The organism is Kosakonia sp., from assembly GCF_032052965.1.
Lineage (GTDB): Bacteria > Pseudomonadota > Gammaproteobacteria > Enterobacterales > Enterobacteriaceae > Kosakonia.
This window is the reverse complement of record NZ_DAMBVN010000001.1, coordinates 315,629-341,712: the sequence shown is the minus strand read 5'-3', so window position 1 is coordinate 341,712 and position 26,084 is coordinate 315,629. Positions and strand designations below refer to the sequence as shown.

The following is a 26,084-nucleotide window of genomic DNA, read 5'->3' as shown; positions in this document are numbered from 1 at the left end:
CTTGCTATAGCTCAATGCACCCTGCCGAACATGGCATAACAACACGCAACCGTCCGTTGCAATAACGCATGCAAACAGGGAGACACACTGCAATGCAAACGTCCATGCTTACACGCGCCCTGCTCTTTATTGTCGGTATTGCCGTTATCCTGGCGCTACTGACCTGGGGTATCGGTCTGGAAACCATCAAAGCCCGCCAGGTTGATTTGGTCTATCTCGGGCAACAACATTTGATTCTGGTGTTCAGCTCCATGTTTTTTGCTCTGCTGGTCGGTATTCCCAGCGGTATCGCACTCAGCCGCCCCGCCATGCGTGGTGTGGCGGAATATGTGATGCAAATCTTTAACGTCGGTAACACGTTGCCACCGCTAGCAGTCCTGGCGCTGGCGATGGTGGTCATTGGCATTGGCGATACGCCTGCAATTATCGCGCTGTTCCTGGCCTCTCTGCTGCCGATTGTGCGTAACACCTATGCCGGGCTCTGTTCGGTTCCCGCCTCGCTGCTGGAAGCGGCAAATGGCATCGGCATGACCAAATGGCAGCGCCTGCGCCAGGTCGAACTGCCCAATGCATTGCCGGTGATCCTCTCCGGCGTGCGAATCGCGACCGCCATTAATGTGGGTACTGCGCCGCTGGCGTTTCTGATTGGCGCCAGCAGCTATGGTGAACTTATCTTCCCCGGCATTTACCTGAATGATTTCCCGACGCTGATTTTAGGCGCTGCCGCTACGGCCTTGTTTGCGCTGATCCTCGACAGTTTGCTGGCGGCGCTGGGGCGCTTCCTTAGCCCGCACACCGCCTGAGAATAAGAAAAAGGAATCGCTATGAAACGATTAACCCACCTGCTGGGCGCGCTGGCAGCGATGCTGATGTTTAGTGCCAGCGCCTGTGCCGCGCCGCTGATCCTGGCCACCAAAAGTTTTACCGAGCAGCATATTTTGTCGGCACTGACCGTGCAGTACCTGCAGAAAAAAGGCTTTCAGGTTCAGCCACAAACCAATATCGCGACGGTGATTTCCCGTAACGCGATGATCAATAAGCAGGTCGATATGACATGGGAGTACACCGGTACATCGCTGATCATTTTCAACCACATTAACAAACGTATGACGCCGCAGGAGTCTTACGAGACGGTAAAACGCCTGGATGCCAAACACGGTCTGGTGTGGCTGAACCCGGCAGACATGAACAACACTTACGCCTTCGCGATGCAGCGTAAACGCGCCGAGGCAGAGCATATCAACACCATGTCCGAAATGGTGGCGAAGATTGAACAGATCCGCAAAACCGACCCGAAGCACAACTGGCTGCTTGGCCTTGATCTGGAATTTTCCGGTCGCAGCGATGGGATGAAACCACTGCAGCAGGCCTATGCCATGGCGCTGGACCGCCCGCAAATCCGCCAGATGGATCCAGGGCTGGTGTATAACGCTATCCGTGACGGCTTTGTTGACGCCGGGCTGGTTTACACCACCGACGGGCGGGTTAAAGGCTTTGACCTGAAAGTACTGGAAGATGACAAAGGCTTCTTCCCCAGCTATGCGGTGACGCCGGTGGTGCGCCAGGACACGCTGGCGGCACATCCGGGGCTGGCCGATGCGCTTAACACCCTTTCCGGGATGTTAAACAACGAGGTGATTATGACGCTGAACGCCAAAGTCGATATTGATCATCAAACGCCGCAGCAGGTCGCCAGCGACTTCCTGCGTGAAAAAGGGTTGTTGTAAGGAGCGCCTATGGACACGATTCATTACATGATGGACAACGCGGGTTTTCTGGCCACGCTCACCTTTCAGCATCTTTGGCTGGTGTTGCTGGCGGTAGGAATGGCGATTGTTATCGGTGTACCGCTGGGCATTTTAATTGTGCGCCATAAGTGGCTCTCTGCCCCGGTACTGGGTCTGGCGACGCTGGTTTTAACCATTCCGTCGATTGCCCTGTTTGGCCTGATGATCCCTGTCTTTTCACTGATTGGTCAGGGCATTGGTGCCGTACCGGCGATAACTGCAGTATTCCTCTATTCGCTGCTGCCAATTGTGCGCAATACCCACACTGCGCTCACCAGTCTGCCGCCGGGCCTACAGGAAGCCGGTCGCGGTATTGGCATGACATTCTGGCAGCGTTTGCGTTGGGTCGAAATTCCCATGGCGCTGCCCGTGATTTTCGGCGGTATTCGCACCGCTGTGGTGATGAACATTGGAGTGATGGCGATCGCCGCCGTAATTGGCGCCGGTGGTCTTGGCCTGTTGTTATTAAATGGTATTGGCGGCAGTGACATTCGTATGTTGATTGCCGGGGCACTGATGATTTGTATTCTCGCCATTGTGCTCGACTGGTTATTGCACCGCTTACAAATTGTGCTGACGCCGAAGGGGATCCGCTAATGATTAAACTCGAAAATCTGACCAAACAATTTACCCAGAAAAACGGCCAGACGGTGAAGGCTGTTGACAACGTCAACCTGAATGTACCCGAAGGCGAAATGTGTGTTCTGCTGGGCCCTTCCGGCTGCGGTAAGACCACCACGCTTAAAATGATCAACCGCCTGATCGCGCCGAGCAGCGGCACTATTTTAATAAACGGTGAAGACACCAGTGCAATGGACACCGTCACCCTGCGTCGCAACATTGGTTACGTTATTCAGCAAATCGGCCTGTTTCCGAACATGACCATTGAAGAAAACATCACCGTGGTGCCGCGTATGCTGGGCTGGGATAAAGCCCGCTGCAAAAGCCGTGCGGAAGAGTTGATGGAGATGGTGGCGCTGGACGCTAAAAAATTCCTGCATCGCTATCCGCGGGAGATGTCTGGCGGCCAGCAACAGCGTATCGGCGTGATCCGTGCGTTGGCTGCGGATCCGCCGGTACTGCTGATGGATGAGCCCTTCGGCGCTGTCGACCCGATCAACCGCGAGGTGATCCAGAACCAGTTCCTCGATATGCAACGCAAGCTGAAAAAGACCGTTATGCTGGTCAGCCACGACATTGATGAAGCGCTAAAACTGGGCGACAGGATCGCCGTGTTCCGCCAGGGACGCATTATTCAGTGCGCCAGCCCGGACGAGCTGCTGGCAAAACCGGCCAATGAGTTTGTCGGCTCTTTTGTCGGCCAGGATCGTACCCTCAAACGCCTGTTGTTAGTGTCTGCAGGGGACGTTACCGATCAGCAACCGACTATTACGGTGCGTGAATCCACCTCCGCTGCTGAAGCGTTCGCCACCATGGATGATAATGACATTCGCGCTATCACCGTTGTGGATAATGCGGGTAAACCGCTGGGCTTTGTTAAGCGCCGTGAGGCACGTAATGCGGCCGGCCATTGTGCGGATCTGCTGCATCCGTTCCGCATTACCGGTAAGGCGGAAGATAACCTGCGTGTGGTGTTGTCCAAATTGTATGAAAGCAACACCAGCTGGATGCCCATCGTCGATGAAGAAGGCCGCTATAACGGGGAGATTTCGCAGGATTACATTGCGGATTACTTAAGCTCCGGGAAAACGCGCCGGGCGCTTAATATTCACAGCGATGCCTGATAAAAAAACCTCCGCAAGGAGGTTTTTTTTCATGCCAGCACGCGGTCAGCGACCAGCATTCCGGTCGCCATCTGCAGATTGATGTATTGCGCTAAATCACGCTGTTCCGGGCGCGGCAGGTACGGCAGTTCCCCCACCAGCGGCGCGGGCAGCTTTTTGCTCAGTACGCTGATAATTTCTGCATAGTGGGCCAGCCCAGGATTGATTCGGTTTGCAACCCAGCCAATCAGCGGCAACCCGTCGCTGGCTATCGCCTGCGCCGTCAGTAACGCGTGATTAAGACAGCCTTCCTGAATGCCCACCACCATCACCACCGCCATTTGTTCCTGTACCACCCACTCGGAAAGCGGACGCAGATCGTTCATCAGGCTACGCCAGCCGCCCGTCCCTTCCACGACAACATGGTCGACACGGTCGCATAAACTGGCCAGACCGTCAGATAACAAGGTGTAGTTAATGGGGCAACTGTGCGCGACGCTGCTCTCTTCTTCGCTTAAGGCTATCGGGTTCACCGCCTGATACGGTAATTCCAGCGAAGAGACACTTTGCAGCACCAGCGCGTCTTTGTTACGCAGCCCTTCCGGCGTCGCTTTGCTCCCTTTTGCCACGGGTTTATAACCCGCCACTGTTTTACCGCTGGCAGCCAGCGCCTGTAGTAGCGCGCGGGACGCCACTGTCTTGCCGACAGAAGTGTCTGTACCCGTTACAAAGAAACGCTTAAGCATGACGAACCCCACCGTTGTTCAACGAAAATATAAACCAGGAAAATAATTCAGGAGGGAAAGTCTAAGTTAACTGCATCTGGCCCGGCTTGAGATAGCGCAATTTTTACGACGACAGTGTAAAAATGTTACCCCTGCAACAAACGAATCAGCAAAGATCCGTTATACATCGCGTCTTTTACCAGCGCCGCACCGGCCATGGTGCCCTGATTGGTAAACTGGGTACTTTCGACACTGATGTGTTTGCTGTAGGCGGGCAGCGCCTGCTGGCGAATACAATCGGCAATGGCCGGGAAAAGGATCTCTGCCGCACTGCTAAGCGGTGAGCCAATCAATATTTTTTGCGGATTGAACAAATTGACCATGATGGCGAGAATACGACCAATGTTCGCGCCGACCCCGCTAATAATGTCTTTCGCCAGCAGATCCCCCTGCTGCGCCGCCTGGCATAACCATTCAACAGAGAGCGGTTTCTGATGCAGCATCGAACTCATCGACTGGCTCATCCGCCGTTGCGCCATTTCCAGCACGCTTTCTACGCTGGCGATGGTTTCCAGGCAACCGTGGTTGCCGCAGTAGCAACGCTTACCGTAAGGATCGACCTGCGTGTGTCCAATCTCCACCAGGCTGCTGCTCCCCGCATGCAGTAAGCGCCCGTCGGTAATCACCCCGGCGCCAACGTTATGGTCAATCACCACCTGGATAACATCCCGCGCACCGCGAGAAGCGCCAAACAGCGCTTCAGCCATGGTCCATGCGCTTATATCATGCTGAACATATACCGGCACGCCGGTGTGCTTCTCCAGCGCCTCGCCTAGCGGCATATCTTTTACGTCGTCATAAAACGGCATGCGATGAACAATGCCATTTTCAGTATCAATGATACCAGGCAGCGTAATAGCAATCGCTGTCAGCCTCTCCAGCTGGTTCTGATGACGGGTAAAAAAACGGTCGATATGGTCGATAATCCGCTCCAGCAGCGGCAGTTCGGCGGCAAGCGGTAATTCCAGACGGTCTTCCACCACCAGTTTGCTGCTGAGATCGCGCAGGGAAAGGAAAATTTCGCCGCGACTGATGCGCAGCGAAAGATAGTGCCAGGCCTCGGTTTCCACCACCAGCCCAACCGCCGGACGCCCGCGGCTGCCTGGCTCCTGAATTTCCGTCTCCTGCACCAGGTGCGCTTCAAGCATTTCGCGAACGATTTTGGTAATACTGGCCGGCGCAAGCTGCGCGAGGCGTGACAGGTCGATGCGCGATACCGGGCCAAGCTGATCAATCAGGCGATATACCGCCCCTGCGTTGGTCTGCTTAATTTGATCAATATGCCCAGGCTGACTATCAGCAACCACCTCTGACTCCCTTATTTTCGCGCTTCGAAATAAACTGTTGGCTATGGTGAAGGAGTTACTGGTTGTCGTCAAATATTTACCCCGGCTTGTGATTTACAGCACATTTTGCAACGACTTATGCGCAAAATTCACTCGCCTGCTGCTGCCAGGAGCTGCGTCCTGAAACGCGCCGCCGCTGTTCCCTGCTCCCGATGTTTTGACCACACCAGCCACATTTCCGATACCGCATCCGGCTCTATGATCGGTACCCAGCGCATTTCGCTAAGCTGCACACGCCGGAAAGAGGCTGGCAAAATCGACACCCCCATGCCCGCAGCCACCAGCCCAATGATGGTCATTGCTTCCCCCACTTCCTGAGCAATGCGCGGCGACAACTGGTAACGCCGCATCAGACCAATAATATCGTCATACAGGCCGGTACCGACGTGTGGATCGAAAAAGACAAATGGCTCCCGCGCCAGTTCCACCAGCGATACCGCAGCCCTGGTGGCCAAAAGGTGATCGCGGGGGATCATCGCCAGCAACGGCTCGCGCAATATTACCTGCCAGGCCAGCGTCTCCGGCAAAGGTGTATTGCGCATTAGACCGAGATCCAGCGTGCCTTCGTTCAGCGGCGCAATCTGGGCGCGGGTATTGATTTCCCGTGTCTGTAAGTGCACATCAGGGTAGCGCTGGCGAAACGACGACAGCGAATCGGAAACGGCTTTGATAAACGGAGCCGAAGAGGTAAAGCCAATGCGCAGCTCGCCGGTTTCCCCCTGATGCAGGCGCGCCGCACGGGCTACGGCGTCATCCACCTGGCTTAATATTTGCCGACTGTCCGCCAGGAACTGGCTGCCCGCAGGGGTGAGCGAGACGCTGCGATTGGTTCGCGCCAGCAGACGCGCGCCCACCTGCTGCTCGAGGATCTGGATCTGCTGGCTCAGCGGCGGCTGCGAAATGTTCAGTCGTGCTGCCGCATGGCCGAAATGCAGCTCTTCAGCCACGGCAATAAAATAGCGCAGATGACGCAGTTCGATATTCATATGTATAAGGTCTTATTTGAGATTATTAATATATTAGACAGAATATTCCTCGTTTCATACCCTTAGCGTGTGGTAAGCCCGTCACCCAAATCACGGGAACAAACGTAAGGATCTCAAGTGAGTCGTACAACAACCGTTGACACCAGCCCGGCAAGTGGCGTCAATGAACCGTCCGTCGCTGCGCCGGGGCAATTTATTAAACGTGGTACTCCCCAATTTATGCGCGTTACGCTGGCCTTGTTCTCTGCCGGGCTGGCGACCTTCGCCCTGCTTTACTGCGTACAACCGATCCTGCCGGTGCTGTCTCAGGAATTCGGCATTTCTCCGGCCAGTAGCAGTATTTCCCTTTCCGTCTCTACTGCCATGCTGGCGGTTGGCCTGCTGTTTACTGGCCCACTGTCAGATGCCATTGGGCGCAAAAAAGTGATGGTGGCCGCCCTTCTGCTGGCGTCCTGCTGCACGTTATTGTCCACGATGATGACCAGTTGGCACGGCATCCTGGTGATGCGCGCGCTGCTGGGGTTGTCGTTGAGCGGCGTGGCGGCGGTCGGCATGACCTATTTAAGCGAAGAGATCCACCCCAGCTTTGTGGCCTTCTCGATGGGGTTGTACATCAGCGGAAACTCGATCGGCGGAATGAGTGGGCGTTTGATCAGCGGTGTTTTTACCGACTTTTTTAACTGGCGGATCGCGCTGGCAGCCATCGGGTGCTTCGCGCTGGCGTCTGCGCTGATGTTCTGGAAAATTTTACCGGAATCACGCCATTTCCGTCCTTCATCGCTGCGCCCCAAAACCTTGTTCATTAACTTCCGGCTACACTGGCGTGACAAAGGCCTGCCGCTGCTGTTTCTTGAAGGTTTTCTGTTGATGGGCTCGTTCGTCACCCTGTTTAACTACATTGGTTACCGGTTGATGCAGTCACCGTGGATGCTGAGCCAGGCGGTAGTCGGTTTGTTATCGATTGCCTACCTGACCGGGACCTGGAGTTCACCTAAAGCGGGCGCGCTGACCAGCCAGTATGGCCGTGGCCCGGTGATGATGGGTGCCAGCAGCGTTATGTTGCTGGGCCTGTTACTGACCCTGTTTGCCTCCTTGTGGTTAATTTTTGCCGGTATGTTGCTTTTTACCGCCGGGTTCTTTGCCGCGCACTCGGTCGCCAGCAGTTGGATTGGCCCGCGCGCACGTCGTGCCAAAGGTCAGGCATCGTCGTTGTATCTGTTCAGCTACTATCTGGGGTCCAGCGTGGCGGGGACGTTAGGCGGTGTGTTCTGGCACAACTATGGCTGGAATGGCGTCGGCGGATTTATTGCCGCCATGCTGGTGCTCGCCGTGTTCGTCGGCAGCCAGCTTCATGCGCGGCTGCGTTAAGGCAATAACCGTTTTACAACCCCGCTCTGGCGGGGTTTTTTATGTGCGCTGTGTCCGCCCGTATTAAAACAGGCTCAGGATCGATGCCGCACCCTGCAATTCCCGCACGGCATCAAGCGCCATCAGAGCAATCATTACCCATACAAACGGATTCATAATCGTGCTGTATATTGGTTATGTCGTTGAGATGTATCTATTATGGTACAAATTCCATGCTTTACGGATTAACTACCACTTTAGGTGGTTATTCGTCGCAAAACAGAAAAATATGAGGCATTGATGGACAAGCAAAACTACCAGCAACTCACCCGCACCTTCCTGCGCCTGTCGCGCTTTTCGCATCTTGCTGCCATCGCCGGTTGGGACATGTTTGCCATGATGCCACCGGGCGGTAGCGCGGCGCGGGGTGAAGCGCTGGCGGAGTTAAGTGTCCTGCGCCACCAGATCCTGACCGATAAGAACGTGGCACAGTGGCTGCAGGCAGCGCAGCAAGAAGATCTCAACGACATCGAACAAGCCAACCTTCGGGAAATGCATCGTCATTATCAGGAAGCCGCGCTGCTGCCAGAAACCCTGGTAGAAGCGCAGTCACTGGCCGGTAGTAAGTGCGAACACGCCTGGCGTACGCAACGACCCAATAACGACTGGGTGGGCTTTTCCGCCAATCTAAAAGAGGTTGTCAAACTCAGCCGCGAAGAGGCCCGGTTACGCGCCGACGCTAAAGGCTGCTCACCGTATGATGCCCTGCTCGATAAATACGAGCCGGATATGACCAGCGCCCGGCTTGATGAACTGTTTGGCGACGTGAAGTCCTGGCTTCCGGACTTGCTGAACCAGGCGGTGGCAAAGCAGGCGCAACAGGCTCTGATTGCCCCGCAAGGGCCGTTCCCCATCGCCGATCAGCGCGAACTGGGCCTGCAGGCAATGCAGGTACTGGGGTTTGACTTTAACGGCGGGCGTCTGGATGTCAGCGCACACCCTTTCTGCGGCGGCGTACCGGAAGATGTGCGCATTACCACTCGCTACGATGAAAACGAACTGCTCAGCGCCCTGTTTGGCGTGGTGCATGAAACCGGGCACGCACGCTATGAACAGAACCTGCCGCGTAGCTGGCCGGGGCAGCCAATTGCGCTGGCGCGCTCCACGGCGATCCACGAATCGCAAAGCCTGTTTTTCGAGATGCAGCTGGGCCGCAGCGATGCCTTCCTGCGTCGCCTGCAGCCCGCTATTGTCGCGCGTTTCGGTATGCAACCTGCATTCGAAGAAGAGAATTTTATTGCATGGAATCAACGGGTTAAACCCGGTTACATCCGTGTCGATGCGGATGAAGTCAGTTACCCGGCGCATGTGATCCTGCGTTATGAGATTGAACGCGCCCTGATGGATGGCGATATTGAGGTGGGGGATATTCCGGCGCTGTGGAATGAAAAAATGCAGGCATGGCTTGGGCTTTCCACGGAAGGCAACTACCGCAACGGCTGCATGCAGGACATTCACTGGACCGACGGCGGCTTCGGCTACTTCCCGTCCTATACGCTGGGCGCAATGTACGCCGCGCAGCTTTTCCACGCCGCGCGCACCGCGCTTCCGGGTCTTGACGGGGCGATTGCAGCCGGTGATTTCAGCGCCTTGTTCGACTGGTTGCGCCAGAATATCTGGCAACACGGCAGCCGCTTCAGTACCGAACAGCTCATTAAAAATGCCACAGGTGAAGCGCTGAATAGCCACTATTTCCGCCAGCATCTTACCCGCCGTTATCTTTGATAATCCCGCGCCGGGACAGCCTTCCCGGCGCCCTTTTCCTCGTTGTACATTACGTTACACGCCGATACTAATCACTCACGGAACGCCTGATTTTTTAGGGATATAGTTCTTTCAACGGCCCCGCAGTGGGGTTGAATGATGAAACTAATTCGAGGATATCGGAATGAAAAAAGTATTAGCTCTGGTTGTTGCCGCTGCTATGGGTCTGTCTTCCGTTGCGTTCGCCGCTGACACGGCAACCTCTACTCAGGCTCCGGCTGCTGCTCCGGCTGCAACTACCGCTGCACCAACCACCACCACCAAAGCCGCACCAGCGAAAAAAGTGCATAAAAAACACAAAAAAGCCGTAGAGCAGAAAGCACAAGCAGCAAAAGCCAAGAAACATCACAAAAAAGCCGCCAAACCGGCTGTAGAGCAAAAAGCGCAGGCTGCTAAAGCCAAAAAACATCACAAAAAAGCCGCTAAACCTGCTGTAGAACAGAAAGCGCAGGCTGCTAAAAAACATGTTAAACACACTAAACATGTAAAACATACCGCTAAACCAGCTGCTCAACCGGCTGCATAAGACACCGCGTGACTGAATCCGGCATCCGCTTACAGGGTGCTGTGACAAACCGGCGCTGAACCTTTGGGGGAAGCGCCGCTTTTCTCTGGAGGGCAATATGCTGCGACGTTATCGTTTTGAAGTTATTCTGGCGATGTTGATTATTTGCGCGCTTATCGCCGTCCGCTTTTACCTTTACTGATGTAGTTAGCTGATTTTGCTCCCACTTTGCTTGTGTCCCGTCTATATTTATTAACCTGGGCTTAAAGTTAATAATCATAATTACCCCACCAGAGTGTGATATGCGAAAAACCGTTGTGCTGTTGTTGGGACCGCTGCTGTTGTTTTCCGCTGTTGGACACGCTGACGAAGGCGATGATGACGCCGTAAGCAGCCACGATGTGCAAACGCTTTTTTTTGGTCATGATGATCGTGTGCGTGTCGCCAACCCCACCAAAGCGCCGTGGGATGCCATTGGTCAACTGGAAACCGCCAGCGGCAATTTGTGCACTGCCACCCTTATCTCTCCGCACCTGGCCTTAACCGCCGGGCATTGCCTGTTAACACCGCCGCGCGGAAAAGTCGATAAAGCCATCGCCCTGCGGTTTGTGTCGCAAAAAGGTGTCTGGCGTTATGAAATTCATGATATCGAAGGACGAGTCGATCCCTCTCTCGGTCACCGCCTGAAAGCCGACGGCGACGGCTGGATCGTTCCCTCTTCTGCCGCCTCGTGGGATTTTGGCCTGGTGGTGTTGCGAAATCCCCCCTCCGGTATCACGCCGCTACCGCTCTTTGCGGGCGATAAAGATGCGCTTACGGCGGCGCTAAAAGCCACCGACCGGAAAGTGACCCAGTCGGGTTATCCCGAAGATCATCTCGATTTACTCTACAGTCATCAGGATTGTGTAGTGACCGGCTGGGCGCAAAACAGTGTACTTTCGCACCAGTGCGATACCTTGCCGGGTGACAGTGGTTCCCCGTTAATGCTCAAAACCGACGCAGGCTGGCAGTTGATTGCCGTACAAAGCTCCGCGCCGGCGGCGAAAGATCGCTGGCGCGCCGATAACCGCGCCATTTCAGTGACGGGTTTTCGCGACAAACTGGAAGCGCTGGCAAAAGATGAGGAATAACTCAGCGTTGCCGCAGTAAAGGCAGTTGCAAAATTTCCTGCAGCGGCTTTGGCGCACTGTAATAGTAGCCTTGTAGCTGGTCGCATCCGGCCAGCCGCAGCAACTTCATCTGTTTCTCATTTTCCACCCCTTCGGCCACGACCTGCATTCCCAGCGCACTGGCAATACGGACCGTCCCTCCGACCAGCGCCGAAGCCTGCTCATCCTCTTCTACCAGCCCGGCCAGTGATTTGTCGATTTTGATGGTGTCGAAATTAAAACGCCGCAAATAACCAATGCTCGAATAACCGGTACCAAAATCATCCAGCGCCACCGCCGTCCCTAGCGCTTTCAAATTGGCAATGGCAGAACGTGCGCGCTCCGGGTTTTCCAGTACGTACGTTTCCGTGACTTCCAGTTGCAGCCGCTTAGCCGGAAACCGCGTAGTTTCCAGCACGCTGGCCACTTTATTTTCAAATTCCGGATCGCGAAACTGCGCCGGGGAGATATTGACCGACAGTTTCAGCGTGCTCAGGGGTTCCAGATCCTGGCATGCACGACGCAGCACAAACTGGCCCAGCGCGTAAATAAGACCGCTGGTTTCCGCTACCGGAATAAATTCATCGGGCCGCAACTCACCACCGGGTCGGTGCGGCCAGCGGGCCAGCGCTTCGACACCGATCATCGTCTGGCTGCGAGCATCCACAATCGGCTGATACCAGACATCAAACTCATCGCGCTCCAGCCCCTCGCGGATATCATTTTCAATTAATAGCTGCCGTTCACGGGCGCTGTTCAGTTCCGCGTCGTAATGTGTCATCCGCGCTTTACCGCTACTTTTGGAGTGGTACATCGCAATATCGGCACGCCGGAACAGTTCGGTACTTGAGCACTCCACCAGCGTACCGCTGGCAATACCGATACTGGCACCGATATGGATCGTGCGGCGGCCAATGCGCACCGGCATTTCCAGATAGTGCAACACCGCCTGCGCAAACTCTGCCGCTTTCTCCACCGACCAGGGCCCGCTAATGGTCATGGCGAACTCGTCACCGCCCATCCGCGCCAGCATGCCATCAATGGGCACTTTCTCCCGCAGCGTTTGGGCGATAGTCGCAATCAATCGATCGCCAACGTCATGGCCATAGATGTCATTAATATCTTTAAAACCATCAAGATCGATAAACACCACACTGATCAGTTCGCGATCGCCCTGCGCACTCAACTGCTCCAGATGCTCAATCAGCGCACGCCGGTTAGGTAAGCGGCTTAACCAGTCCGTCAGGGCAATTTTGCGGGCGATTTTTTCCCCTTTCGCCAGTTTGTACAATCCGGCGCAGCTCAACACGCTGAACAGCAAAATTAACGCAGAGCTAAAAAGCGCAATCTGGCGGATTTGCCCAGCCGCTGCGCGGGCAGCCTGTGCGCCGGGCAGCGCAGGTGTCCAGCTCAGGTAGCCCAGCAATTCGCCGGCAGAACCACGTAGCGGGATGCTGGCATCCGTTGCCACACCGGGGGAATAACTCAGGTTTTCAATCTGAAAGGTGGCGCCAAGGTCATGCAGGATCGTTGCATTCAGATGGCGGGTGATCACCAGGTAACGGCGCGTGCCATCACTCACATCAAGACGACCGACCGTAGGACGAATAAGCCCGATGCTGATAAATGCCACCCCTTCGCGGGTGCGGGTGATCCCGGCATAAACCTCTTTTCCCGCCTGAAGCGAAAACGCATGATCGCGGATTAACGCCGCCATACCGTCGCCAAAAAAAGCGAGATTACTTTCCGTAAAAGGCGCGCCGAGAAAAGCTCCCCAAATCACGCGGAAATGTTCATCCAGCACAAACGTGCCGTCATAGAGATTATTGACTTTAAAACCTTCGCCCCAGGTCTTATAAAACCACTGACTGTCTGGCTGAGGATGATAGGCTTCGCGCACCGCTTCATCCCAGATAGCATTATCAATCACCAGCGAGCGTGTGCGGTTAACCGCCGTCTGAACGGCTCCCTGCACTGCCAGCGAAGTGCGATGCTTGTCGATTTCATTGGTTTGGGTGCTGATCAGGTGTAACGAAAGATAAAGCAGTGCGACTACAGAAATAATCAGGCCAATCCCTGCCATAAAAATCATGATAAACAGGGTTCGGGCGGTAGGGATATTGCGCCAGCTTAACGGATTAAACATTCGCCGCCTCTCAATGGTGGCCCGCAAAAGCAATTAATAGATGTGATAATTATTTAAGCGTAATACAGCCGGTGAATTTCGCTGCCCATGATAACGAGCAGCGACCCCATCAGGCGAGTTTAATCAGTGTCATACCGACGATTAACAATAGCAAGCCCAGCCAGCCTTTATAATTGAGACGTTGACCAAAAAGAATCCATCCTGCCGCCAGCGTAGCAACAATACCGAAACCGCCCCACAGGGCATACGCCACGGCAAGATCGATCCCTTTAACCGCCTGTGACAAGGCGCTAAATGCTGCCAGGACGGCCGCCAGTGACACGAAACCATACCGTTTGTGGCGGAAACCATCAGAGAATTTTAAGAAAATATTCGCGATAATTTCCAGCGCAATTGCACTGGCCAGCCACAGACCGTGAACCCACTCAAACTGTGACATGTTTTCGCTCCTGCGACCGTGGTGGTTTACGCGTACCTGACTTGATCAAAACAATGCCAAGCACCAGCGTCGTCAGGCCTGCCACTTTCAACGAAGACAAGGGCTCATCGAACAGGAAAACACTGAAAACCGTGATCAACACTATCCCGATGCCTTCCCATAACGCATAGGCCACGCCAAGGGCGATTTTTTTAACGGCAAATGCCAGCAAAATATAGGACAACGCAATCATCACCAGCATTAAAATAAAGCCGCCGTGTGTATCGCTCATACTCGCCCATTTCATCGACAATGTGCCGGTTATTTCGGCAGCAACCGCCAACGCCAATAAAATCCAATAAAACATTTTCTTTCTCCCGCTGAGAATAGAGTTCATTGCGGTTTACCTGAAATGGAAAACCGGAAAAAATAACAATATCAGCCGCGCCAGTGCGTCAGCTCAGGAAGAAAGAAAACTATAGCGCCGAGCGCCAGTATTGTTCACCGGCAAGCAGGTAGCCGCAATCAGCAGGAAGGGAAAAAACAGAAGGGAATTTACTGAACAGAATGTCCATATAATTACAATTATCCGCAAATTGCTTCTCATCGTAGCGGATTAAAATTGTCTCCGGTAGTTAAACACCGCTTATTTCTATCACAAGCTAAGGTTTTACTCAAAGCCTTTGCAATTCTTTACGCCTCGTTTAGCGCACCAGATAAAATATCAGCCGGTGCGCCACCGTTTATTTAACCTCTTTTGCAGTACCGCCCTGCGCTTCCGCCAGCAAATTCCATGAGCAAATAAACAGCGCGGCAATCAGCGGACCCAGGACAAAGCCATTGATACCGAAAAATTGCAGCCCGCCGAGCGTCGTCAGCAGGATCAGGTAGTCCGGCATACGGGTATCTTTGCCCACCAGCAATGGCCGCAGGATATTGTCCGCCAGCCCAACCACTATCACAAAGTAGAGGGTCAGCATCGTTGCCGTCACGAGTTCACCGGTGGCATAAAGGAAAATGACTGCCGGGATCCAGACAATCGCGGTTCCCACCGCCGGAATCAGTGACAGGAAGGCCATTAGCGCCGCCCAGAGCAGGCTGCCATGAAAACCGGCAAACCAGAAACCCATGCCGCCGAGCGCCCCCTGAACAATCGCCACCACCAGCGTGCCTTTCACTGTAGCGCGCGCCACACCGGCAAACTTCAGGAACAGGCGACGTTTTACTTTTGCCGATAATGGGGTCGCTTCATAAATTTTGCGCACCAATAGCGCGCCATCTTTCAGCAGGAAAAACAGCAAATAGACCATTAAGCAGAAACTGATGGTGATGCCCAGCGTGCCCTTGCCAATCAACACCGCGCTGCCTGCCAGGTAGCGTCCGACGCTTAACGCCGCGCCGGAGAGTTTTTCGCGAATAGTCACGACAGAATCAAAATCATTTTCCCGCAGATAATTTCTCGCCCACGATGGCAAATGCGCAATGCCATCACTCAATAATTGCGGCAAATTCGTTGAGTTATTTTGCAGTCGCTGATACAGGCCATTCATTTCAACCGCCAGCGACGATAACACCATCATCATGGGAATAAACACAATTACGCAGATTAACAACACGGTAATCAGTGAGGCGATACCGTTTCGCCCGTTCAGCATTGTCGTTAAACGCGTCCGCAATGGGTAAAAAATCAGCGCCAGAATGACCGCCCAAATAATCGCGGAGTAGTACGGTTGGATCAGGCTGAAAAAGGCCAGACTGACCAGTAATAACAAAATGATAAAGAAGAAATTATTAATTTTAAGCGTCGTCATTCAGGCCATCCACTGGTTACATTACGTCCCAGTGTAGTGATTTCGTCATGGATTGTAAAAACAATGGCGGCAGCTACCTATTAGACAGAGCTTATGCGGCAGAATAATTTCGTAGCGGCGTTAGCCCCACCGTGGATAAACTGCCGTGTCTATGAATGGCACAGCGCCACATGCACCCCCGTTTTTTTACGGTTCGGCAAAGCAGGCACATGCGAGTCAACTCAGCACCACATTTTGCGACAACACCGTTTCAGGTGCCCGGGCGACGGGTGGGCCAGCAAGCAACACAGGAAAGCACGATCAGCGCGGAACGGGTCGGCGCCACAGCGGTACTGCGTGCCCGATATCGCTCTTCCTGTTGCCTACCCCCATATTGTTATATTGGTTAATCGTGGTATGTAGATTTAAATAAAAATTAACAATATTTAAATAGTTGTGCATCTTTTGTTGATTTTTTTTAGTTTTATTTTTGCTGAAGCGATCCACTCGAACGATTTACCGCTGCGCAGTCGGTTATAACCTCGTCCTGTTATTTGTCATACAAAACCACCAAAGTTTAAACACAGGACTTTATAATGCCCGAATTCCTCCTTTTTGCGCTGGGCCTCCTTCCGCTCATGCTAATGGTCTTTTTAATACTGAAAGTGAAAACCCCTATTCATTACGCCGTGCTGATCACGCTCGCCTTGACGTGCGGCCTGGCGATGGTGTTCTGGCATATGCCAGAGGAAACACTGCGCCCCGCCCTGACGTACGGCGCCCTGAAGGGTTTGTGGCCAATTGTGATTGTAATTTTGGGGGCGATTTACAGTTACAACGTGATGCAGGCGACACGCGCACTCGCTATTTTGCGCGATGTGCTTATTGGCATCAGTGATGATAAGCGGATCCAGGTACTGCTTATTTCCTGGTGTTTCGGCGGTTTTCTGGAAGCGGCAGCCGGTTATGGTACGGCCGTCGCTATACCTATCGGTATTCTGATCACCCTGGGTTTTCCGCCCCTGAAAGCGGCTGTCGCCTCGCTGGTTGCTAACACGGTTCCCACGGCTTTTGGCGCAGTGGGTATTCCCGTCACCATTCTGGCTGAACAGGTGCATTTGTCGGTTAACACGCTAGGCGGCACCATTATCATGCAACTCGCCGTGTTCAACATCGTGCTGCCGTTTGTGATCGTTTGCATCATTGGCGGCGGCTTGCGGGCGATTCGCGGTGTGTTTGGCATTACGCTCCTATGCGGGGTGGCAACCCTTCTCCCCCAGTACCTCGTGGCAGTTCATCTCGGTGCTGAATTGCCTGCCTTTGCCGGTAGTCTGGTGAGCCTGGTCGTGGTGGCGCTGGCTGGCCGTGCGCGCAACGGCAAAACCGATACTGAGTGGCGAGTCGAGAATAAAAACAAAACCGACGCGGCGCCACGTTCTGCGTGCGTGCTGCTACGCACCTGTTCCATTTATATTTTGATGTTTGTATTCATTCTGCTCTGCTCACCGCTTTTCCCTGGCATCAAATCTGCGGTGTCGCAGATTGCCTCCGTGCTGCACTTCCCGCTGGCAAACGGAGACACATTAACGCTGAAGGTGGAATGGCTTGCCACGCCAGGCGTACTGATCATCCTTGCCACCCTGATTGGCGGCTTTATCCAGGGGGCATCACCGCACGGCATGTTGCAGGTGTTTGTCGCGACCGTATACCAGTTGAAAAATTCGATCATCGCGATTATGGCCATCGTCGCGCTGGCAACCGTGATGGACGTCAGCGGGCTGATTTCCACCCTGGCCCAGTCGATGGTGCAACTGACTGGCGGGGCGTTTGTCTTTATCTCGCCCGTCATTGGCGCACTTGGCACGTTTGTCACCGGCAGCGATACCAATTCCAACGTCCTGTTCGGCAAGCTTCAAACCATGGCGGCGGAAAAGCTGCACATCGATCCAAACTGGCTCGCGGCGGCCAATACCGCCGGCGCAACGGGCGGGAAAATGATCTCTCCGCAAAGTATTGCCATTGCCGTTTCTGCCACACGTATGGAGGGGCAAGGCGGCACGATCATGACAGGCACCATGAAGTACTGTGCCGCTTATATCTTCATTCTTGGGCTGAAGGTTGGCCTTTTTTATTACTGGTTTATGGCTTAACGGCACCGCATCGCGGAACCGGGTCTATTTATAAAAGCAATGGAGTTCACAATGAACGTCAATTTCTATGTCACCTGTATTGGTGATGCGTTGAAATCGCGTATGGCGCGCGATTCGGTGTTATTGCTTGAACAGCTCGGCTGTCAGGTCGCTTTCCCTGAAAAACAGGGGTGTTGCGGCCAGCCCGCCATGAACAGCGGGTATATAAAAGAAGCGATTCCAGGCATGAAAAACCTCATCGCAGCGCTGGAGGAAAATGACGACCCGATTATTTCTCCCGCAGGCTCATGTACGTATGCCATTAAAAGCTACCCAGGCTACCTGGCCGAAGAGCCAGAGTGGGCGCGACGGGCCGAGAACGTGGCCGCCAGAATGCACGACCTGACCTCTTTTATTGTGAATAAACTTGGCGTTGTCGATGTGGGGGCCAGTCTGGCTGGCAAAGCCGTTTACCATCCTTCTTGTAGCCTCTCACGCAAATTAGGCGTTAAAGAAGAGCCGCTGACACTCCTCAATCATGTGAAAGGCCTTGAGCTGCTTCCCTTTACGGATCAGGAGACCTGCTGCGGGTTTGGCGGCACCTTCTCGGTAAAAATGGCTGAGATTTCGGGCGAAATGGTGAAAGAAAAAGTCGCCCATTTAATGGATGCGCAGCCGGAATACCTGATTGGCGCAGATGTCAGCTGCCTGCTGAATATTGGCGGACGTCTCCAGCGCGAAGGCCGGAATGTAAAAGTTATGCATATTGCCGAAGTACTGATGAGCCGCTAACCGGGAGAAGAGCATCATGTCTTTAAAAACCAGCAATACGGATTTTAAATCGCGGATCCGCCAGCAGTTAGACGATCCTATTATGCGTAAAGCGGTGGCTAATGCGCAGCAGCGGATTGGTATTAACCGCCAGCGGATGGTGGAGGAACTGGGAAACTGGGACGCATGGCGGGAGCGTGCCAGCCAGATCCGGGAACACGTTCTTGATAACCTCGACGCCTATTTGTATCAACTTTCCGAAAAAGTGACAGAAAATGGCGGCCATGTTTTTTTCGCGAAAACAAAAGAAGAGGCCACGCACTATATCTTATCGGTGGCGCAGTCCAAACAGGCGCGCAAAGTGGTGAAGTCAAAATCGATGGTCACGGAAGAGATTGGCATGAACGCGGTATTACAGGATGCCGGGATTCAGGTGATTGAAACCGATCTGGGCGAGTATATTCTGCAACTGGATCAGGATCCGCCCTCCCATGTTGTTGTGCCTGCTATTCATAAAGATCGCTATCAGATCCGCCGCGTCCTGCACGAACACCTGGGTTACGATGGCCCTGAAACACCGGAAGCGATGACCCTGTTTATTCGTCAGAAGATCCGCCAGGAGTTTCTGAGCGCGGAAGTGGGCGTAACCGGTTGTAATTTTGCTGTTGCTGAAACGGGGTCGGTCTGCCTGGTAACCAACGAAGGTAATGCGCGGATGTGCACGACACTACCGAAAACGCATATCGCCGTAATGGGTATGGAGCGTATTGCACCGACGTTTGAAGACATCGATGTGCTTATTACAATGCTCGCCCGCAGCGCGGTTGGCGCACGCCTCACCGGTTATAACACATGGCTGACGGGGCCGCGCGAGGCCGATCAGGTGGATGGGCCGCAAGAGTTTCATCTGGTTATTGTTGATAATGGCCGCTCTGCAGTCCTCGGCTCCGATTTTCGCGATGTGTTGCGCTGTATCCGCTGCGGTGCCTGTATGAATACGTGCCCCGCCTACCGACATATCGGCGGACACGGCTACGGCTCTATCTATCCTGGACCCATTGGCGCGGTCATTTCGCCTTTACTCGGCGGGTATAAAGATTTCAAAGACCTGCCCTATGCCTGCTCGCTGTGCACTGCCTGCGACAGTGTCTGCCCGGTACGTATTCCCCTGTCTACATTAATCCTTCGCCATCGTCGTGTCATGGCAGAGGAAGGATTAACCCCTAAAGCAGAACAGCGCGCAATGAAAATGTTCACCTATGCCAACAGCCACCCCGGTTTATGGAAAGTCGGCATGATCGCCGGAGCGCAGGTGGCAAGCTGGTTTATTAAAGGCGGCAAAACACCGCTTCGGATCGGCGCGATCGGCGACTGGACGCAAGCGCGTGACTTGCCAGACGCAGATGGCGAAAGTTTTCGTCGCTGGTTCAAAAAACATCAGGCGCAGGGGAAGAAGAATGGATAATCGAATGGCATTTTTGACCACCATCAGCCAGGCACTGGGACGGGAAATACGTTACACACCGGAACAAGGAACGCCACCCGTGAACAACTTCGCGCAGACGCGTCTCACCGGGCTAAGCCTGCAGCAGCGCTGCGATCAATTTATCGAGGTGGCCTCGACGGTGATGCTGGCGCACTGTGAGTTGACCCGCGAGGAAAACGCAGGCGAAGCGGTGCTGAACTTATGCAAAAAATATGGCAGCCAGCCCGTGGTGGTCAGCGGCGATGAACGGCTGAAAGCATTGGGCATCACGCAGCGTCTTGAGGAAGTTTATGATGCGTTTATTTGGGATCCGGCCAAAGGTGAAGAGAACATCCGCAAGGCGGAACAAGCCAAAGTGGGGGTAGTCTTCGCTGAATATGGTTTAACCGAGTCCGGTGGCGTGGTGCTTTACTCGTCGCCTGAACGTGGTCGATCGCTGAGTCTGTTACCCGCCGCCTCTATTTTTGTCGTGCGAAAAAGCTGCATCCTTCCGCGCGTGGCGCAACTGGCGCAAGCGCTCCATCAAAAAGCACAGGCGGGCGAACGTATGCCTTCTTGTATCAACCTGATCGGCGGCCCCAGTTCAACAGCAGACATTGAACTGATCAAAGTGGTGGGCGTTCATGGTCCGGTAAATGCCGCGTATCTGATCATTGAAGATTGCTGATAGCTCAGGGCTGAGATGTAAACCACACCCGGCAGCCCTCCTGTATGGAGGGCTTATGGCCTTGCGCGATAACCGGAAAAACCCGGCATATTTAGTGGACGGAAGCACCGGTTACAGGAAAGGGCACCCAGCGTGTAGCGCAATCCCTGGTCGCCGTGATTGCGTTTAGCCCAGCCTCGCCCGGCGGAACAGGTGAGACACCGTCTGGCCCCGCGCTGATCTGCGCTGATTCGATGAGCCAGCGGGCAGCATTACTAAAATGCACACCGTTTAGCACAATCTGCACAGGGTGAAGTGCATCATAGCCCTTTACGATCAGTTGCCCGGTTTCGCCGGAAACATGACGCAGTGAGATATTGCGGTAGACGGGAATGGCGTGACCCACAGCGTGTGCGTCATATTGCGTATCAAAATCGACAGGCCGGCGATTTCCCCGCAGGCAAATATTTTCATAACGAATATCGCTGACCAGGCCGCCCCGACTGACGTCACTCTTAATGCGAAGCCCGGAAGTCGTGCCATCAAGCGTCAGATCGCGAACATAAATGTCGCTGACGCCGCCTACTGTCTCGCTACCGATAGACATTCCGTGCCCCCAGTAAAAGTGGTTATCCAGTAGCACTACGTGGCGGGTTGCCCCACCCGCGCCTGCTTTTATCGCCACATTGTCATCACCGGTTCTGATGAAGCTATGTGCGATAAGGATATTCTGTGACGAAATGGGATCTATGCCGTCCGTGTTACGGGCATCCGCCGGGGTGTCAATGCGCACACCCCAGAACGTCGCGTCGTTGACGTTTTTCAGGATGACATGGAATCCGGGCGAATTACGCAGGGAAATCCCATGAAAAACTATGGCGGAGGCATTATCGGCTTCAATCAGGCGAGGAACATTCTGTGCTCCCCCTTCTTTCTGCGCCCGACGTGCCAGCTGCCACCAGCTTTCGTTCTTCCCTTTCATCGGCTCGCCACCCTGCCCGTCAATTGTCCCTTCTCCGGTTATGCCCGCGCCGGATGTCGCATTAAAAAGAATAAAGGGCCGGCAGCCATTCCCTTTATGGTCGAGTGTTCCACAGTGCCCGTTTTTGTCATAAACACGCGGGTCCGTATTGGCTGCCAGCACGGCCCCCCGCAACAGCCATAGCGTCACACCAGATTTCATGTTAAGCGGCCCGCTGGCGAAGCGCCCGGCCTGGAGTTGTACCGCCGCACCCTGCGGGCAGTGATCCACCGCCGACTGCAGCCGCTGGGTATCATCCTCTGTTGAGGAAGCAGCAATGGGAGCCAGTTTTGCACAGACACGTGTGGGCAACGCTGGCTCTGGCAGATCCAGACTCTCCCGGGCGGATACTGTCGCGCTGCACGCAGATACCAGAACGACAATCATGCCGCTAAGAATGCTGTTCATATGAAAACGGCGTAAAAACATAATGCTCCTAATATAAAATGGTGGCGGTTTGGTCCTGATCCTCTGCTAACCCGGGAGGAAATGCATATTCTGCGGCGAATGCAGGTAACGCGACCAGGAGAAGAGAGAAAATGGATCGTCTCCAGTCCCTTTTGCGCATTAATACAGTGTTCCGGGTGGATTCATTTTCGCTGTTTTTTCACTATGGCTGGTGTTTATTTTGTATTAATCCTTTTCGGCTTATGTTTATTCGTTACTCGCTTATGTTGCCCAAAGCCGCCCGGACAATGCATCAAGGGAATTAACAGCGTGCTTAAAATCGTCGAAATCAAAATAAAACTGTTCAGATAATGGGGTATTCCTCAAGCCCGCAAGACAATTATTCAGGGTGTTTAGCCCTTTGTAGATCTGATAAAGGCAAAGCCTGGCATTGCTATCCAGACTGGCTTTGGTTAACACGCGCAGATCCTGTTCAATGCCTGCCCGTAGAGCGGTCAGTTTGCTGTACAACAGAAGCAAAGCTTCGTACTCCTCGGGTTCAAGCATCAATACGTTCATCACCCCAACGGACGCTTTAAAATTACTCACGATAGAGACAATAAAATGATGCGCTTCAGATGCCATGACCACTCCGAAAATAACAATGACTACCGTTAATGGTTTGCTTTTACGTTATTGTTAACCGGAGGTAGTTAAATAAACAGTATTGAACATCGCAAAAATTAACACTGCGAATCACATCATTCTCGTTATTATCCCGCGAGGACGGATTTTGTTATAACACCTCGCACCTGTAATACCGTTTTAAAGCATCAACGTATTTTGTAGGGTGAATATTCGCGTCTGCGCCACAGGCAGGCGGCCCTTGCGCATAACATGTGCGGTAGAGAAAACAGGGATGCGGCACAGACTCCGCCTTCCTTAAAATGAGGAATAACATCTCTGCATCTCCGGCTAACAGACGCCTACCCGGCACGCTGAATAACACGCAGGGTATCAAGAAGGTGGTCTTTTTCGGCTTCAGAAAGGTTGGGTGACGTCGTCATCTCAGCCAACAACACCCGTTCTGAATATGTGAATGCCCCGGACAGCAATCGCTGGCTGAGCGTGGTTAGCAGTTGCCTGTCCAGTTCATTAATACGTTGCCGGATCCCGGCCAGATCCCGGTAAGTGACCGCAGGATTGGCGTGCGGCGGCCAGTCGGCCAGGTAGCGATACTGTATTGTTTTCCCTGCCTCCATTAACGCGCTGATAAAGGGTTCCACCGATTGCGGCACCAGATCGGCCTCCTGCGCCGTCTTTCGCGCCTCCGCCAGTACTTTCTTCTCCCGTTCTAAATCTTCAACGGGTAGACGATGCTTCACTTTGTAAGCGGCCACCTCCCGCATTAATTGCATCCTTTCGCGAAAGCGCATGGATGTATCTGAAAGCCGGAGCCCCCGCAAACATGCTACCGGACATGCACAGTGTTGAGATGAAAACCGTCATAACCCGCCCTCAATGTAAGGTGAAAAGATAATTTACCTGCGCAAATATAACTAACTTTTACTATATCGTTTCCGAATGTAAGATTCTGGTTATAAGGAGAGCCAGCGTTATGCAGCGCAGGGGTTTAACCCGGGCTGCCTGATGAGTCGCTTTGTCTGCACATACGCGATGCCTGCCGTCCTGGCTAAAAAAAGCCGTTCCCGGGGGAGAACGGCAAACCACACATCACGGTCAAAACGACAACTTTTACTGTTCACTTTTCATTAATTACGTGACGTTATTATTTCATCAAAGCGGCTTAGCGTAAGGAAATGTAACCCCCTGATATCAATACTTTTCATCGGCAGCCCGCGTAGTTGGCAGGATGCGGTCGTTTTTAAGCGCAGAAATAATTAAAAAAACGTAACAGGTCAGACCGGCTGAATGCACAGGTAGCATAAGCACGTGGAATTACGCGTATAACGAATAAAAGATGCCTCGGTACCGGTGCGCCCGAAGCAAACAGACGACTTAACGCCAGGCCAGGCACAGGCAGTCAATTGATTGAACCCAATCGTTATTGCATCTTGCCAATAACTTTCACTGAATAAATTTTGTGCTGAACATTGAATCTGCAAGGCCTGAATAAAAAAGCACCACTCTTCATCAACCCGGTAATATATTTATTGCATAGAGGAATTATCTGAACTTTGGGTACGTACAAACTGTAACAATATAATCCAGGCACACTCCAGTAAGATTGCTATACCTATTATCAGGATGATTAAAAACAGAGGTAGTAAGGTACAAAAATGAAAGTAAAACTAACAGCCCGGTTGATGGCCAAATTACATTTATTTCTGGCATTGATCTGGACGGTACTGACAATTCCCACACTATTATGGTGGAAAAACAGCATCCTCTGGGTATCATTGATGAGTATATACGCGATTGTCATTTCACATTTGGCTGCATACAGTGCTGCACATGCGGAAAAAGCTGCCAGTAAGGCGCTTAATGAAAGCGGGGAAGCGAATAAGAAAATTGCGGCAACCAATAAAGAAGCGCCGGGTCAGTAACATCTTATCTGTCAGCCTCACCCGCACAACAAGGTGAGGCAAAAAAAACCGGACACGTTCGGCCAACCCTTCTGTTTACACTGAGGAGAATGGTTAACGTTGACCACGGTGTTTTGATTACCGCATACCACTCGCTCAATGTTATTATCCGTGCGCTGCAATGCTTTACGAAAATCATCTCCTTTGTATTTGCCTGTCCTCTATTTTATTTTTCGAGCTTACTCTTCATCTGCACGAAGCATTTTGATTTCTTCGGCATGTCTTTGATTAAGATTGATCTGGCACTGGTAAATATACGGCCAGTAATCCCAGGCATCTTCGCCTATTTGCGATCCCACACCTAAACAGAAATTTTTACGATACGCTTTCCATGAATTCTGCGACGCCAGGAAAAACTTACTGAAATCATCCCCAATCGTCCGTTGCGGATTATTGCTTCTGAATACGGGGCCCGTATTGTTTTCTTTTATTTGCCTGGCGGTGGCGGTAATCATCGCATCCATTTTTTTATTACTTTTATCACTTAATTCATGCAGGCACTCAGACGCTTTTCCCCTGTCAGAATAATCATGCCAACAGCGATCCCTTTCAGGCCCCGCTGTTATATCTGCTTTATCAGCAGCGTAGGTAACAGAAATGCCTGTCATGAAAATAACAGCACCGACTATATGTTTCATTGTAACAACCTGGTTTTTACGTTTTGAGTATTCATCATACCTGAGCAGCGCATCTTCCGGGATAGCGTTTCTTCATGCTCTTGCTTCAAGACCTGAGCGGGGAGAGTTAGCTCGGCGCTCAACATGCCACCACGCGCTTGCCTGGCGCTGGAAGCGATGAAATACGCGGGAAAACGCGGCGATGAGCGATCGAAGGGGATGTGCTTAGTGCAGGACGAAAATCACGGCTCTCAACCGCACAGGTATCCGTTTCAAGCCTGGTGTTGAAACCCAGTCATGTCTCCCCTCCAACAGGGCGCGTTGTCCGGCTATAATCGCAGATACAGTCCACCCATACGGAGACATCATGAGAACGGAATTACTGTCAATCGGCCTGCTGGCCGCTGCACTGCTCAGCGGTTGCGACGCGAATGCACAGAGCATTGAGTGGTACAAAACGCATGACAAGGAGCGCAACGCGAAAGTCGAAGAGTGTAAGAAAGCATCTAATCCGCGTGGCACCGAAGACTGCCGCAACGCCATTGATGCCAGCGTCCGTAGCGGCGCTTACACCCGGAGTCCCGCGAAAAGTTGGTAACCCTCTGATAAGCCGCC

General features: G+C 53.1%; 26 protein-coding genes. 14 read left to right on the top strand and 12 right to left on the bottom strand.

All coding sequences use genetic code 11. The annotated features are described in order from the left end of the window. Window positions 1-92 precede the first annotated feature (92 nt). The 4 genes from osmY to osmV are packed head-to-tail and all read left to right on the top strand — an operon-like array spanning window position 93 to window position 3,532. A complete protein-coding gene (osmY, locus tag RTX30_RS01665; RefSeq protein WP_312686178.1) occupies window positions 93-803 on the top strand; it encodes an osmoprotectant ABC transporter permease OsmY in 711 nt (236 codons plus the stop codon). 21 nt (window positions 804-824) lie between these two features. Then, a complete protein-coding gene (osmX, locus tag RTX30_RS01660; protein WP_312686176.1) occupies window positions 825-1,727 on the top strand; it encodes an osmoprotectant ABC transporter substrate-binding protein OsmX in 903 nt (300 codons plus the stop codon). Between the two features lie 9 nt (window positions 1,728-1,736). Next, the gene (gene osmW, locus RTX30_RS01655; RefSeq protein WP_312686174.1) at window positions 1,737-2,384 is read left to right on the top strand and encodes an osmoprotectant ABC transporter permease OsmW; all 648 of its coding nucleotides are present in this window, start codon (window positions 1,737-1,739) and stop codon (window positions 2,382-2,384) included. Beyond that, window positions 2,384-3,532, top strand: a complete 1,149-nt coding sequence (gene osmV / locus RTX30_RS01650) for an osmoprotectant ABC transporter ATP-binding protein OsmV (protein WP_312686172.1) — start codon at window positions 2,384-2,386, stop codon at window positions 3,530-3,532. Before osmW ends, osmV begins: the two co-directional genes overlap by 1 nt. A gap of 29 nt (window positions 3,533-3,561) precedes the next feature. Here osmV and bioD read toward each other — a convergent pair whose 3' ends face one another. The 3 genes from bioD to RTX30_RS01635 form a co-directional block, all read right to left on the bottom strand. Beyond that, window positions 3,562-4,257, bottom strand: coding sequence for a dethiobiotin synthase (bioD, locus tag RTX30_RS01645; RefSeq protein ID WP_312686170.1), 696 nt, complete (start codon window positions 4,255-4,257; stop codon window positions 3,562-3,564). A 125-nt stretch (window positions 4,258-4,382) separates the two neighbouring features. Continuing rightward, window positions 4,383-5,603 carry a sugar metabolism global transcriptional regulator Mlc gene (gene mlc / locus RTX30_RS01640; RefSeq protein WP_312686168.1) on the bottom strand — a complete coding sequence of 407 codons (1,221 nt, stop codon included), beginning with the start codon at window positions 5,601-5,603 and terminating at the stop codon, window positions 4,383-4,385. A gap of 128 nt (window positions 5,604-5,731) precedes the next feature. Continuing rightward, window positions 5,732-6,628, bottom strand: a complete 897-nt coding sequence (locus RTX30_RS01635) for a LysR family transcriptional regulator (protein WP_312686166.1) — start codon at window positions 6,626-6,628, stop codon at window positions 5,732-5,734. A 117-nt stretch (window positions 6,629-6,745) separates the two neighbouring features. Here RTX30_RS01635 and RTX30_RS01630 point away from each other — a divergent pair, with 117 nt between their 5' ends. Continuing rightward, window positions 6,746-7,996, top strand: a complete 1,251-nt coding sequence (locus RTX30_RS01630; protein ID WP_312686165.1) for an MFS transporter — start codon at window positions 6,746-6,748, stop codon at window positions 7,994-7,996. 63 nt (window positions 7,997-8,059) lie between these two features. On the opposite strand, the gene RTX30_RS01625 is transcribed toward RTX30_RS01630, so the two are convergent. Then, window positions 8,060-8,152: a KPN_01571 family protein gene (locus RTX30_RS01625; protein WP_312686162.1), complete on the bottom strand. Its 93-nt coding sequence runs from the start codon at window positions 8,150-8,152 to the stop codon at window positions 8,060-8,062. Between the two features lie 123 nt (window positions 8,153-8,275). Between RTX30_RS01625 and RTX30_RS01620 the strand changes: the two genes are divergently transcribed. From RTX30_RS01620 to RTX30_RS01610, 3 genes are all read left to right on the top strand, one after another. Next, window positions 8,276-9,760 (top strand): carboxypeptidase M32, encoded by a 1,485-nt coding sequence (locus tag RTX30_RS01620; RefSeq protein WP_312686160.1) that lies wholly within the window; start codon window positions 8,276-8,278, stop codon window positions 9,758-9,760. Between the two features lie 163 nt (window positions 9,761-9,923). After that, window positions 9,924-10,325 (top strand): acid resistance repetitive basic protein Asr, encoded by a 402-nt coding sequence (asr, locus tag RTX30_RS01615; protein ID WP_312686158.1) that lies wholly within the window; start codon window positions 9,924-9,926, stop codon window positions 10,323-10,325. A gap of 281 nt (window positions 10,326-10,606) precedes the next feature. Further along, window positions 10,607-11,434 carry a serine protease gene (locus RTX30_RS01610; RefSeq protein ID WP_312686156.1) on the top strand — a complete coding sequence of 276 codons (828 nt, stop codon included), beginning with the start codon at window positions 10,607-10,609 and terminating at the stop codon, window positions 11,432-11,434. A gap of 1 nt (window position 11,435) precedes the next feature. Here the strand turns inward: RTX30_RS01610 and RTX30_RS01605 are convergent, their stop codons facing one another. The 4 genes from RTX30_RS01605 to RTX30_RS01590 all read right to left on the bottom strand — a co-directional run bounded on the left by RTX30_RS01605 (window position 11,436) and on the right by RTX30_RS01590 (window position 15,827). Beyond that, the gene (locus RTX30_RS01605; protein WP_312686155.1) at window positions 11,436-13,598 is read right to left on the bottom strand and encodes a bifunctional diguanylate cyclase/phosphodiesterase; all 2,163 of its coding nucleotides are present in this window, start codon (window positions 13,596-13,598) and stop codon (window positions 11,436-11,438) included. A 109-nt stretch (window positions 13,599-13,707) separates the two neighbouring features. After that, entirely contained in the window at window positions 13,708-14,037 is a 330-nt protein-coding gene (gene mdtI, locus RTX30_RS01600) for a multidrug/spermidine efflux SMR transporter subunit MdtI (protein WP_312686154.1), read from the bottom strand. Next, complete coding sequence (gene mdtJ / locus RTX30_RS01595) at window positions 14,024-14,383, bottom strand: multidrug/spermidine efflux SMR transporter subunit MdtJ (RefSeq protein WP_312686804.1); 360 nt, start codon at window positions 14,381-14,383, stop codon at window positions 14,024-14,026. Before mdtJ ends, mdtI begins: the two co-directional genes overlap by 14 nt. 376 nt (window positions 14,384-14,759) lie before the next feature. Beyond that, entirely contained in the window at window positions 14,760-15,827 is a 1,068-nt protein-coding gene (locus RTX30_RS01590) for an AI-2E family transporter (RefSeq protein WP_312686153.1), read from the bottom strand. A 575-nt stretch (window positions 15,828-16,402) separates the two neighbouring features. Between RTX30_RS01590 and RTX30_RS01585 the strand changes: the two genes are divergently transcribed. The 4 genes from RTX30_RS01585 to RTX30_RS01570 are packed head-to-tail and all read left to right on the top strand — an operon-like array spanning window position 16,403 to window position 20,859. After that, on the top strand, window positions 16,403-17,956 hold the full coding sequence (locus RTX30_RS01585; protein ID WP_312686152.1) for an L-lactate permease: 1,554 nt from the start codon (window positions 16,403-16,405) through the stop codon (window positions 17,954-17,956). Window positions 17,957-18,007: 51 nt separating this feature from the next. Beyond that, window positions 18,008-18,727: a (Fe-S)-binding protein gene (locus tag RTX30_RS01580; RefSeq protein WP_312686151.1), complete on the top strand. Its 720-nt coding sequence runs from the start codon at window positions 18,008-18,010 to the stop codon at window positions 18,725-18,727. A gap of 16 nt (window positions 18,728-18,743) precedes the next feature. Continuing rightward, complete coding sequence (locus RTX30_RS01575; RefSeq protein ID WP_312686150.1) at window positions 18,744-20,171, top strand: LutB/LldF family L-lactate oxidation iron-sulfur protein; 1,428 nt, start codon at window positions 18,744-18,746, stop codon at window positions 20,169-20,171. Continuing rightward, the gene (locus tag RTX30_RS01570; protein WP_312686148.1) at window positions 20,164-20,859 is read left to right on the top strand and encodes a lactate utilization protein C; all 696 of its coding nucleotides are present in this window, start codon (window positions 20,164-20,166) and stop codon (window positions 20,857-20,859) included. Before RTX30_RS01575 ends, RTX30_RS01570 begins: the two co-directional genes overlap by 8 nt. A gap of 91 nt (window positions 20,860-20,950) precedes the next feature. On the opposite strand, the gene RTX30_RS01565 is transcribed toward RTX30_RS01570, so the two are convergent. From RTX30_RS01565 to aroQ, 3 genes are all read right to left on the bottom strand, one after another. Next, window positions 20,951-22,288 carry a glycosyl hydrolase family 28 protein gene (locus RTX30_RS01565; protein ID WP_312686146.1) on the bottom strand — a complete coding sequence of 446 codons (1,338 nt, stop codon included), beginning with the start codon at window positions 22,286-22,288 and terminating at the stop codon, window positions 20,951-20,953. A 240-nt stretch (window positions 22,289-22,528) separates the two neighbouring features. Beyond that, a complete protein-coding gene (locus RTX30_RS01560; RefSeq protein WP_312686144.1) occupies window positions 22,529-22,891 on the bottom strand; it encodes a hypothetical protein in 363 nt (120 codons plus the stop codon). A gap of 341 nt (window positions 22,892-23,232) precedes the next feature. Next, window positions 23,233-23,655, bottom strand: coding sequence for a gamma subclass chorismate mutase AroQ (gene aroQ / locus RTX30_RS01555; protein WP_312686141.1), 423 nt, complete (start codon window positions 23,653-23,655; stop codon window positions 23,233-23,235). Window positions 23,656-24,546: 891 nt separating this feature from the next. Between aroQ and RTX30_RS01550 the strand changes: the two genes are divergently transcribed. Beyond that, window positions 24,547-24,813, top strand: coding sequence for a monooxygenase (locus RTX30_RS01550; RefSeq protein ID WP_312686138.1), 267 nt, complete (start codon window positions 24,547-24,549; stop codon window positions 24,811-24,813). 218 nt (window positions 24,814-25,031) lie between these two features. On the opposite strand, the gene RTX30_RS01545 is transcribed toward RTX30_RS01550, so the two are convergent. Next, window positions 25,032-25,490 (bottom strand): DUF1311 domain-containing protein, encoded by a 459-nt coding sequence (locus RTX30_RS01545; protein WP_312686136.1) that lies wholly within the window; start codon window positions 25,488-25,490, stop codon window positions 25,032-25,034. 346 nt (window positions 25,491-25,836) lie between these two features. Here RTX30_RS01545 and RTX30_RS01540 point away from each other — a divergent pair, with 346 nt between their 5' ends. After that, window positions 25,837-26,067, top strand: a complete 231-nt coding sequence (locus RTX30_RS01540; RefSeq protein WP_312686134.1) for an EexN family lipoprotein — start codon at window positions 25,837-25,839, stop codon at window positions 26,065-26,067. The last annotated feature ends 17 nt before the right edge of the window (window positions 26,068-26,084 follow it).